Origin of the sequence: Devosia sp. (assembly GCF_034675085.1) — a bacterium.
GTDB lineage: Bacteria > Pseudomonadota > Alphaproteobacteria > Rhizobiales > Devosiaceae > Devosia.
In genome coordinates, this window is record NZ_JAUCDN010000103.1 from 1 (window position 1) to 10076 (window position 10076).

19 protein-coding genes are annotated in these 10076 nt (G+C 67.0%); all 19 read left to right on the forward strand.

Annotated features, from left to right (window positions below; genetic code table 11):
- Positions 1-107, forward strand: a 107-nt coding sequence (locus VDP82_RS08395) for a large terminase (protein ID WP_323014416.1), incomplete at its 5' end; no start/stop codon positions are given.
- 165 nt (positions 108-272) lie between these two features.
- Positions 273-1442, forward strand: a complete 1170-nt coding sequence (locus VDP82_RS08400) for a phage portal protein (protein ID WP_323014398.1) — start codon at positions 273-275, stop codon at positions 1440-1442.
- Positions 1443-1773: 331 nt separating this feature from the next.
- Positions 1774-2106 carry a hypothetical protein gene (locus VDP82_RS08405; RefSeq protein ID WP_323014399.1) on the forward strand — a complete coding sequence of 111 codons (333 nt, stop codon included), beginning with the start codon at positions 1774-1776 and terminating at the stop codon, positions 2104-2106.
- Between the two features lie 89 nt (positions 2107-2195).
- Complete coding sequence (locus VDP82_RS08410) at positions 2196-2570, forward strand: hypothetical protein (RefSeq protein ID WP_323014400.1); 375 nt, start codon at positions 2196-2198, stop codon at positions 2568-2570.
- Between the two features lie 42 nt (positions 2571-2612).
- On the forward strand, positions 2613-2891 hold the full coding sequence (locus VDP82_RS08415; RefSeq protein WP_323014401.1) for a hypothetical protein: 279 nt from the start codon (positions 2613-2615) through the stop codon (positions 2889-2891).
- Positions 2892-2957: 66 nt separating this feature from the next.
- Complete coding sequence (locus VDP82_RS08420; protein ID WP_323014402.1) at positions 2958-3146, forward strand: hypothetical protein; 189 nt, start codon at positions 2958-2960, stop codon at positions 3144-3146.
- 4 nt (positions 3147-3150) lie between these two features.
- Positions 3151-3276, forward strand: coding sequence for a hypothetical protein (locus VDP82_RS08425; protein WP_323014403.1), 126 nt, complete (start codon positions 3151-3153; stop codon positions 3274-3276).
- Positions 3276-3752 (forward strand): HK97 family phage prohead protease, encoded by a 477-nt coding sequence (locus VDP82_RS08430; protein WP_323014404.1) that lies wholly within the window; start codon positions 3276-3278, stop codon positions 3750-3752. The genes VDP82_RS08425 and VDP82_RS08430 overlap by 1 nt, the downstream gene beginning before the upstream one ends.
- Before the next feature lie 8 nt (positions 3753-3760).
- Positions 3761-4981, forward strand: a complete 1221-nt coding sequence (locus VDP82_RS08435; protein ID WP_323014405.1) for a phage major capsid protein — start codon at positions 3761-3763, stop codon at positions 4979-4981.
- Positions 4982-5073: 92 nt separating this feature from the next.
- Positions 5074-5640 carry a head-tail connector protein gene (locus VDP82_RS08440; protein ID WP_323014406.1) on the forward strand — a complete coding sequence of 189 codons (567 nt, stop codon included), beginning with the start codon at positions 5074-5076 and terminating at the stop codon, positions 5638-5640.
- The gene (locus tag VDP82_RS08445; RefSeq protein ID WP_323014407.1) at positions 5637-5978 is read left to right on the forward strand and encodes a phage head closure protein; all 342 of its coding nucleotides are present in this window, start codon (positions 5637-5639) and stop codon (positions 5976-5978) included. The genes VDP82_RS08440 and VDP82_RS08445 overlap by 4 nt, the downstream gene beginning before the upstream one ends.
- Before the next feature lie 3 nt (positions 5979-5981).
- Positions 5982-6374 carry a DUF3168 domain-containing protein gene (locus tag VDP82_RS08450; RefSeq protein WP_323014408.1) on the forward strand — a complete coding sequence of 131 codons (393 nt, stop codon included), beginning with the start codon at positions 5982-5984 and terminating at the stop codon, positions 6372-6374.
- A gap of 37 nt (positions 6375-6411) precedes the next feature.
- A complete protein-coding gene (locus VDP82_RS08455) occupies positions 6412-6825 on the forward strand; it encodes a phage major tail protein, TP901-1 family (RefSeq protein ID WP_323014409.1) in 414 nt (137 codons plus the stop codon).
- A gap of 11 nt (positions 6826-6836) precedes the next feature.
- Positions 6837-7151: a gene transfer agent family protein gene (locus tag VDP82_RS08460; protein ID WP_323014410.1), complete on the forward strand. Its 315-nt coding sequence runs from the start codon at positions 6837-6839 to the stop codon at positions 7149-7151.
- A complete protein-coding gene (locus VDP82_RS08465) occupies positions 7148-7339 on the forward strand; it encodes a rcc01693 family protein (RefSeq protein WP_323014411.1) in 192 nt (63 codons plus the stop codon). Before VDP82_RS08460 ends, VDP82_RS08465 begins: the two co-directional genes overlap by 4 nt.
- Positions 7329-7880 carry a phage tail tape measure protein gene (locus tag VDP82_RS08470; protein WP_323014412.1) on the forward strand — a complete coding sequence of 184 codons (552 nt, stop codon included), beginning with the start codon at positions 7329-7331 and terminating at the stop codon, positions 7878-7880. The genes VDP82_RS08465 and VDP82_RS08470 overlap by 11 nt, the downstream gene beginning before the upstream one ends.
- A gap of 76 nt (positions 7881-7956) precedes the next feature.
- Positions 7957-8577, forward strand: coding sequence for a DUF2460 domain-containing protein (locus VDP82_RS08475; protein ID WP_323014413.1), 621 nt, complete (start codon positions 7957-7959; stop codon positions 8575-8577).
- Positions 8574-9464 (forward strand): DUF2163 domain-containing protein, encoded by an 891-nt coding sequence (locus tag VDP82_RS08480; RefSeq protein WP_323014414.1) that lies wholly within the window; start codon positions 8574-8576, stop codon positions 9462-9464. Before VDP82_RS08475 ends, VDP82_RS08480 begins: the two co-directional genes overlap by 4 nt.
- Positions 9461-9883, forward strand: coding sequence for an NlpC/P60 family protein (locus tag VDP82_RS08485; RefSeq protein ID WP_323014415.1), 423 nt, complete (start codon positions 9461-9463; stop codon positions 9881-9883). Before VDP82_RS08480 ends, VDP82_RS08485 begins: the two co-directional genes overlap by 4 nt.
- Positions 9884-10076: the final 193 nt, after the last annotated feature.

A 10076-nucleotide genomic window follows, 5' to 3' on the forward strand; every position in this document is an offset into this window, starting at 1 on the left:
CCGACGGCAAGAGCGACGGCCATTCGCCCGACCGCGTCGATGCGCTGGTCTGGGCACTGACCGAATTGCTGCTCAACGACATGCGGCCCCGGGTAAGGGGGCTTTGAGGGAGCTTGCGGGGGCGGCAGCCCCCTCCCCATCCCTCCCCACAACGGGGAGGGTGCCGTTCGGTGGGTGGGCACCATCGTGCCAGGGACAGAGGGCCGCACCTCCCCCTTGATGGGGGAGGTTGGGAGGGGGGCCTCCAGAACGACACCAACAAGGACAAGACCATGCCGAACTGGATCGACCGCCTCAGGGGCGGGCGGAAACATGCGCCTGCCGAACGCAAGGCTTTTGGCGGGCAGACCCTGCTCAGCCTCAGCCAGCTGGGCGCGGCGAACTGGAGCGGGCGCGGTTTCGCAAGCCTGGTCAACCAGGGATTCGCACGCAATCCGGTGGTCTATCGCTGCGTGCGGCTGATTGCCGAGACGGCCAATCGCGTGCCCCTGGCGGTGGTGGAAAACGGCCGGCGCCTCGACGAACATCCGCTGGCCATGCTGCTGGCGCGGCCCAATGGGCGCCAATCGGGCGCGGAAATGCTTGAGGCGGTCTATGCCTATCTGCAAACCGCCGGCAATGCCTATTTGCAGGCCGGGGTGGTGGATGGGGAGGTCAAGGGGCTGTTCTGCCTGCGCCCCGACCGCATGAAGGTGGTGGCGGGCGCCGATGGCTGGCCCATGGCCTATGACTATACCGCCGGCGGACGCACCACGCGCCTGCGCCAGGACGGCGCGCCGCTGCCGGCGGTGCTGCATATGGCCCTGTTCCATCCCATGGACGACCATTACGGCATGGCGCCGCTGGAGGCGGCGCAAACGAGCCTGGACATCCACAACGCCGCTGCCGGCTGGAATAAGGCATTGCTTGACAATGCCGCGCGCCCCAGCGGGGCGCTGGTCTATTCGGCGGCGGGGCAGGGGCTGACCCCCGACCAGTTCGAACGGCTCAAGGCCGAGCTGGAGGAGAATTTCTCCGGCGCCGCCAATGCCGGACGGCCCATGCTGCTCGAAGGCGGGCTCGACTGGAAGACCATCGCGCTCACCCCGCGCGACATGGATTTCATCGAGGCCCGCCACGCGGCGGCGCGCGCTATCGCCCTGGCCTTCGGCGTGCCTCCGCAACTGCTCGGCCTGCCGGGCGACAACACCTATGCCAACCTGGCCGAAGCCAATCGCGCGCTATGGCGGCAGACGCTGATCCCGCTGGTGATGCGGGTGGCGGACGAATTGACCTTCTGGCTGGAGCCTGCCTTCGGGGCCAGCGTCGTGCCCGATTTCGACGGCGTCGAAGCCCTGGCCGAGGACCGCGCCGCCCTCTGGGCCCGCGTCAGTGAAGCGGGCTTCCTCACCGACGCGGAAAAGCGCGACATGCTGGGCATCGGGCCGGGGGAGCGGGAGTGATGGCGCCGGCACGGCTCGAATGGCGGATCGCCGTCGCGGACTTGCGGCTCTGCCTGGCTTAACGCCGGCTGGGATTGGCCCTCGACGAGATGGTGCGAAAGTACCGGCCCGACCAGCCCAGAACGCCCAAGGGAACGCCGGAGGGCGGGCAATGGGTTGCTGATCCAGGCGGCGCCAGACTCCTCACCCAGAGGGTCGGCCTTGGCGATGATCGCTTGCTGAGGCATTGTATCTATCTAGACATGCTTGGCCGGCAATTCGCCAAGGAAATAGATGCGGCTGAGATTTTTCCGCCGACGCTTCCTGCCTTGCCATATCCTGGATCATTCTGATGCAGCGGATCACCAATATTTCGGTAGCGGATCGAGCCGCCCCGATACTGCGCCGGCAGCATGCGCTTTTCCAGCCTCGGGAGAGGGGAGATGTGTTTGCGCTGGCTTATATTTCGAGCTTCCTCAATTCTGACGGCACGGTAGTGGCGGGGTTCCAGCCCGGATACATGCGCCATTCGCTGTCGCCAGCAAGGCGAGGCGATATGTGGATGCTGGCGGAGCCTGTTGGCGCGCCTCGCTTTTATTTCATGCCGAAGTTCAAATGGAGCGCTGACGAACATTATCTGATCGACGTTGCCAGCGAGGTCTTCGAGTTGCTTTCGATCGGTTGAGCCCGGGGAATTGAGAAATTGTCTCATAATCAGCAATTCGAGCTTCTCCGCAACGTCGATCCAGCTTTACGATAGTGGAGGATCCCCCGATGTCATCCAGACAGCAGGCTCTTGCCGCCATAAAGGCCGGTGATGTGATCTTCGGGCTGGGAGCGGGCAGCCAGGAGAAACTGCTGCTCGTCTATAAGCTCGATGAGGATGGCTTCTCGGCGCGTCACGTGACGACGCAAATGCCGTTCCGCTTCGGCCGCGACGGCAAAACGCGACGCCATGTCGATGGTGATCAATGCACGGTGGTTTCCACCGCAGCGCTGCCAGCGGAGGCGTATGAGATTGTCATCGGCCTCGACCGAAAGATGAGAACTGGCAAGACCCATCCCGACTTCGTGCTGAGCGAGGCCGAGGTTGAACTGCTCCTGACGCATGGCGATTTCTTCAAATCGTGTTTGCTGGCGCCGGAATAGAGGCGATGCACGCCGTGACGGGCCAATATTTGGAGTGAAGCCATGGATACCCCCGCCAGCTTCTGGGCGCTCGCCATGCGATTTCATCAGGATGTGCCGTTCTTTGTCGAAGCCAACGAGACGGCGCTGGCCGATTATCTGGTGCAGGGCCTGGATCGGAAAGAATGCCGGGAGCTGGCAGACTTTCTCGACGTGGTTCTGGCCAAGCCCGATGCCGGCAATCATCTGCTAGGGCTTTGGAAAAAGTCGAGGGCGGATTTCGGCTTCGCCCGGGCGGATCATATCGGAGAATTCTTCGCCTTGGTGCGCGCCAGGCTTTAGCCTGGCGCCGATAGTGCAAACCTTTCCAGCCCCCTCGCGGGGCTTTTTCTTTGCCCGGAGGAGCCAATGGACGAATTGACCAGAACCGTCGTCGAGCGCGGCGACCTGGCGCATCTGGCGCTGTTTTTGTGGGCCAGCGGCGCCAGCGCGCTGCTGGTCTGGAGCCTGCGCGAAATGGCCAAGGTGAATCAACACTTCAACGACTTCGTGCAGGAAATCGCCAATCTGAATCGGCTTTTCAGGAGGGATGAGTAAGCTCATGAAAAACAAGAATAAACGGGAGAATGCGCAGCAGACTTTCCGCCAGTTCGCCTGGAACCTGGCCGGAACGCTGGCCAATATGAAGGCCGGTGCGCGCCCGGCGCGGCCCGCGGAAAAACGCTGATGGGCGCCATTCCGATAGACGAGGACGGGCGGTTTTCGGGCTATGCCAGCGTCTTCAACCAGGTCGATGCCGGGGGCGACATGGTGATGCCGGGCGCCTTCCGGCAAAGCCTCGAAAGGCGGCGCGGCCGCATCAGGCTTTTGTTCCAGCACGACCCCAAGGAGCCGGTGGGCATCTGGGAGGCCATGGGCGAGGACGCCCATGGCCTTTTCGTTTCCGGCCGGCTGGTGCCCGGCGTCGAGCGCGCCGAGGCGCTGCGCAAGCTGATCGGCGCGCAGGCGCTGGACGGGCTCTCCATCGGCTTCCGCACCGTCAGGGCCACTCGCCAGGGCGGGCACCGCAAGCTCTGGCAGATCGACCTGTTCGAGGTCTCGATCGTGACCTTTCCGATGATGGAGGCGGCGCGCATCGCCCCCTCCGGCATTTCCACCGGCGCCGCCATCGCGGCGGCCACCAACACCATCCGCAACCGATAGGACACAGCATGGACATGACCACTGACGGCCTCGAGACCAAGGCCGGCGCCGGCGGCGACATTCCGGCGCTCTTCGCCGAATTTTCCGCCGCCTTCGAGGAATTCAAGGCCACCAACGACCGGCGCCTCGCCGAAATCGAAAAGCGCGGCAGCGCCGATGGCCTCCTGGAGGGCAAGCTCGAGCGGCTCAACGCCGTGCTCGACGGGCAGAAGGCGGCGCTGGACCGGGCGCAGCTGGAGCGTGCCCGTCCCCGGCTCGACGCCAAGGCGGCCGAAGCCAATGGCGAATACAAGGATGCCTTCGCCGCCTATGTGAAGCGCGGCGAGGAAAAGGCGCTCTCGGTGGGCGTCAGTGCCGATGGCGGCTATGTGGTGCCGGCCGACACCGAGGGCGAAATCACCCGGCTGATGACGGCGGTGTCGCCCATCCGCGCCATTGCCGGGGTGCGGCAGGTATCGGGCTCGGTCTATAAGCGCCCGGTGACGGTGAGCGGCCCGGCCACCGGCTGGGTGGGCGAAACCGCCGCCCGCCCCACCACCAACAGCCAGACGCTGGCGGAACTGAGCTATCCCACCACCGAACTCTATGCCATGCCGGCGGCGACCTCGGCCTTTCTCGACGATGCGGCGGTGGATGTGGGCCAGTGGATCGCCGACGAGGTGAACGCCGCCTTTGCCGCCCAGGAAACCACCGCCTTCGTCTCGGGCGATGGGGTCAACAAGCCCACCGGCTTTCTGGCCGCTTCCAGCGTGGCCGAGGCGAGCTGGCAATGGGGCAAGCTGGGCTATGTGGCCACCGGCGCCGCCGGCGCGCTGCCCGCCAGCAATGCCAGCGACGTGCTGGTGGACCTGGTCTATGCGCTCAAGGCCGGCTATCGCCAGAATGCCAGCTGGGTGATGAACCGCAAGACCCAGGCCGCGCTGCGCAAGCTCAAGGACGTGGACGGCAATTACCTGTGGCAGCCGGCGGGCTCGGCCGATGGGCGGGCGCGCCTGATGGGGTTCGACCTGGTCGAGGCCGAGGACATGCCCAATATCGGGGCCAATTCGCTCTCCATCGCCTTCGGCGATTTCCGCCGCGGCTATCTCATCGTCGACCGCCAGGGCGTCTCGGTGCTGCGCGACCCGTTCAGCTCCAAGCCCTATGTGCTGTTCTACACCACCAAGCGCGTCGGCGGGGGCGTGGCGGACTATGACGCCATCAAGCTGCTGAAATTCGCGGCGTCGTAGGGGAATAGGACGCTTCCATAACCGCGATGTCACCCCGGCCTGAGCCGGGGTGGCATCGCGGCGGTGGATTCACAAAACCAAAGGCAACAAACATGACATGCTATCTTCTGGCCGGGCCGGCCCAGGAGCCGGTTTCGCTTGCCCAGGCCCGGGCCTTCCTGCGCGTCGACGACATGGCCGAGGACGGGCTGATCCAGACCCTGATCGGGGCGGCGCGGCTGCATGTGGAGGCGGTGACCGGCAAGGCCATGCTGGCCCAGAGCTGGCGGCTGGTGCTCGATGGCTGGCCGCAAAGCCGCATGGTGGCGCTGCCGGTTTCGCCCTTCATCAGCCTCACCCAGATCACCGCCTATGACGGCGAGGGCATGCCACATGCCGTGCCGCTGGCGCAGTTTCTTGATGCGCCGGACCGGCTGATGCTGCCGCGCGAGGTGGCCGGCGCGCCGCCTTTGCGCGAGCAGGGCGGCATCGAGATCGACTATGTCGCCGGTTTCGGCGCGGCGCCCGAGGACGTGCCGGCCGACCTGATGCAGGCCATGCTGGTGCTGGTCGCCTACTGGTTCGAGCACCGCGACGCGGTGATCGCGGCGGGGGCGGGCAGCGTGGTCCCATCCGGCTTCGATCGTCTGGTGGCCGGGCACAAGCGGGTGCGGCTATGAGCGCGCAGCCGCCGCCCATCGGCACGCTGACCGATCGCGTGCAGTTCCGCCGCCGCGAAATGGCCGGTGAGGCCGGGGGCGGGCACGTGACGCTCTTTGTGCCGGTGGCCACGTTGTGGGCGCGGGTGCGCAGCCTCACCGGCCGCCAGGGCACCAGCGCCGATGGCCGCGCGGTGGAGATTTCGCACACCATCGTGCTGCGCTTCCGCACCGATATCCGCCCCGGCGACCGGCTGGTCTATCGCGGGCGCAATCTCGACGTGGTCAGCGCCGCCGACCTCAATGGCCGCCGGGCCTTTGTCAGCTGCGCCTGCAGCGAAACCAGTTTCACGGGGTAGTCCATGCATCCGATCAGCCTGTTGCAGGCCGCGCTGGTGAGCGCGCTCAGGGCCGATGCGGCGCTGGCGGCGCTGACCGGCCCGGACGGCGTGTTCGACGCCGCGCCGCGGGGACGGCCGGCGCCCTATGTTGTCATCGCCCGCCACGACATGATCGCGCGCGACGGCGATGCCGCGCCGGGGCAGGAGCATCGCCTGCTGCTCCATTGCTGGGGCGCCCAGCCCAGCCGCAGCCATGCGCTGGACATGGCGGCGCGGGTGACGGAAGTGGCCCTGGCGCTGAACCCGCCCGAGCTGGCGGTGACCCATTGCCAGCATATGCGCACCGACACGGTGATCGACCGCGACACCGGGCAGGCCCGCGCGGCGGTGACGCTGCGGTTTTTCAGCGAATAGGGGGACATCCCCAACCCAATTTTGAAAGGCGAAGATCATGGCCGCTCAGAGCGGAAAGAACATGCTGCTCAAGCTCGACCAGACCGGTTCGGGCAGTTTTCTCACCGTGGCGGGGCTGCGCACGCGGGCGCTGGCCTTCAATGCCGCCACGGTCGACACCACCGACCAGGAAAGCGCCGGGCGCTGGCGCGAGCTGCTATCGGGCGGCGGGGTGAAGCGCGCCTCGGTCTCGGGCAGCGGCGTTTTCAAGGATGCGGCCTCCGACGCGCAGATGCGCACGCTGTTTTTCGCCGGAACCATCCGTAACTGGCAGCTGACCATTCCCGATTTCGGGGTGGTGGCCGGGCCGTTCCAGATCGTGGCGCTGGAATTCTCCGCCGACCATGCCGGCGAGGTGACGTTCGACCTGGCGCTGGAAAGCGCCGGGGAAGTGAGTTTTACGGCGATCTGAGGGGACGCGAAATGGCCAATGCGCAACGCGGGGAAATCGCGGCGGTGATCGGCGGTGAAAAACGGGTCCTGTGCCTGACGCTGGGAGCGCTGGCGGAGCTGGAAAGCCGATTGCAGACCGGCGATCTGGTGGGGCTGGCCGAGCGCTTTTCCACCGGGCGGGTCTCGGCGCGCGACCTCACCGCCATATTGGGGGCGGGGCTGCGCGGAGGCGGCAACGCGCTGGAAGACGACGATCTGGCGCGGCTCAGCATCGAGGGCGGGCTGCGCGGCGCGGCAGAGATCGCGGCGCGCCTGCTCAGGGCCACGTTTGGAGAGGCGGAATGAAACCCTTTCCCTGGAATGCGGCGATGCGCTTCGGGCTGGGCGTGCTGCGGCTGCCGCCGCGCGACTTCTGGGCCATGACCCCGCGCGAACTGGCCAGCGCCTGGAGCGCGCTGGTGGGTGAGCGGGCCGGCCCGATGGGCCGCCGCGAACTCGACGAACTGATGGAGCGCTTTCCCGATGGCCAATGAGCTTTTTCCTGACGCCTTCATGGGCGAATTGAACGATGTGTCGCTGGAGCTGGAACGGATCGGCGACCTCGCCGATGGCGTAGCTCGCGCCATCAACACCGCCTTTCGCGGCGCGCTGGTGGACGGCAAATCCTTCAAGTCGTTGCTGGGCGATATTGCCCGCAGCTTTGCCGACATCGCCCTCAAGGCCGCCATCCGCCCGCTGGGCAATCTGGTGGGCGGGCTGGTGGAGAACCTGTTCACCGCCACCAATCCGGCGCTGGGCGGGGTGACGCCCTTCGCCAAGGGCGGGGTGATCGCCAGCCCCAGCTATTTTCCGCTGGGGCAGGGGCTGGGCCTGATGGGCGAGGCCGGGGCTGAGGCGATCATGCCGCTGCAACGCGGGCCGGACGGCCGGCTGGGCGTGGCCGGCGGCGGCGGGGGCGGTATCCAGGTGACCTTCAACGTAACCGCGCAGGACGCGCGCAGCTTCGCCGCCAGCGAGGCCGAACTGAGTGCCATGCTGCTGCGTGCGGTGCGGCGCGGCGCGCGCGCGAGCTGAGGCCACAACCACCTGGTCATTCCGGCGCAGGCCGGAATGGCAGCGTCGGCGGGGCGGCATTTCCAGGAGAATTTTCATGGCTTTTCACGCGGTGCGGTTTCCGCTCGACGTGGCGCTGGGCGCGCGGGGCGGGCCGGAGCGCAGGACCGATGTGGTGACGCTGGCCAATGGCGGCGAGCAGCGCAACGGGCGCTGGCAGCATTCCCGCCGGCGCTACAATGCCGGCTACGGCATCAAATCGCGCGCCGACATGGCGGCGGTGCTGGCGTTTTTCGAGGAAAGGCGCGGGCGGCTGCATGGCTTCCTGTGGCGCGACGGGCTGGATTTTTCCAGCAATGGCGCCATCCCGACCCCGCTCGACCAGCTTCTGGGCATTGGGGATGGAGCGCACAGCGAATTCGCGCTCGTCAAGCGCTATGGCGCCGATTTCGACCCCTATCTGCGCCCGATCACCCGGCCGGTGGCCGGCTCGGTGCGCGTGGCGGTGGCGGGGACGGAAATGACCGGCGGCTGGAGCCTGGATGGCGCCACGGGCGTGGTGAGCTTCGCCACCGCCCCGGCTTCGGGGGCGGAGGTCCGCGCCGGGTTTCTGTTCGACGTGCCGGTGCGCTTCGACACCGATCGGCTCGATGTGGAGCTGACCAGTTTCGAGGGGGCGGAGGCACCCGCCATTCCGCTGGTGGAGATCCTGCCATGAAGACGCTCGATATCGGGCTGGCCGCGCATCTGGCGCGCAGCGAGACGACGCTGGCCCATTGCTGGACGCTGCGCCGGCGCGACGGGGTGGTGCTGGGCTTCACCGACCATGACCGAACCTTGAGCTTTGGTGGGGTCGAGTATTCGCCGGTCCATGGGCTGGATGGCGGCGAAATGCCGGCCCGGCTGGGCGCGCAGGTGGAAACCGGCGAAGTGCTCGGCGTGCTGGCCAGCGAGGCCATCAGCGAAGACGATATCCTGCTTGGCCGCTATGACGGGGCCAGCGTCGAGACCTGGCGGGTCAACTGGGCCGATGTGAGCCAGCGCCTGCTGCTGCGGGCCGACACCATCGGCGAGATCATCCGCGAGGATGGACTGTTCCGCGCCGAACTGCGCTCGGCGCAGGAAGGACTCAACGCCACGAATGGCCGGCTCTATCAGGGCCTGTGCGACGCCATGCTGGGCGATGGGCGCTGCCGCGTCGATCTGGACCAGCCCGCGTTTCGCGGCCATGCCACGGTGACGGCGGTGGTGGACAAGCACCATGTGCTGGTGGCCGGGCTGGAGGGCTTTGCCGATGGCTGGTTCGGCTTCGGGGGCGCAAGCTGGACGGATGGACGGCTGGCGGGGCGCGCCGAAGGCGTGGTGACGCATCGGAAATGGGGAGATGGCGACCTGCTCGGCTTTGCGCTGGTGGTCGGCGACTGGGGCGGGGCCGGCGATACGCTGGAGGTGAGCGCGGGCTGCGACCGGCGCTTCGCCACCTGCCGGGAGAAATTTGCCAATGCCGTCAATTTCCGTGGCTTTCCGCATATTCCGGGCAGCGACTACGTGCTGCGCCATCCGCGCCGCAGCGAGCCCATGGACGGGCGGGCGGTGGTGAAATGAGCCCCGACCGCGTGGTGGCGGCGGCGCGAAGCTTCTTGGGGACGCCCTATCGGTACCAGGCGTCGCTGGCCAGGGCGGGATGCGATTGCCTGGGGCTGCTGCGCGGCGTCTGGCGCGCATTGTATGGACCGGAACCCGAGATCATGCCGCCCTATCGGCCCGACATGCGCGATCCCCTCAATGCCGGGGCGCTGCGGCGGGCGGCCGAAACCTGGCTGGTGGCCGAGACCGGCCCGCTTGCGGCGGGGCAGGTGGTGCTGTTCCGCCTGGGCTGGATGGCCGAGCCCAAGCATTGCGCCATCCTGGTAAGCGCCCAGCGCTTCATCCACGCGCAGGAACGGCTGGGCGTGGTCGAGGCCAATCTCACCGAAGCCTGGGCGCGGCGGATCGCCGGGCGCTTCGTGTTTCCCGAGCGGTGACAGTGGCACCATCTGGCCGCAGGCACTGGTCGGCTCCTCCCCCTTTTGACGGGGGAGGTTGGGAGGGGGTGTTGAGAGACCGAATATTCGGGCCAAACGCCCCCCACCCTTGATCCCTCCCGCAAGGGGGAGGGAGACGACTGCATCATCGAGCCCCTCCGTACGCTTTTTTTTTCGAGGACAAAAGACATGG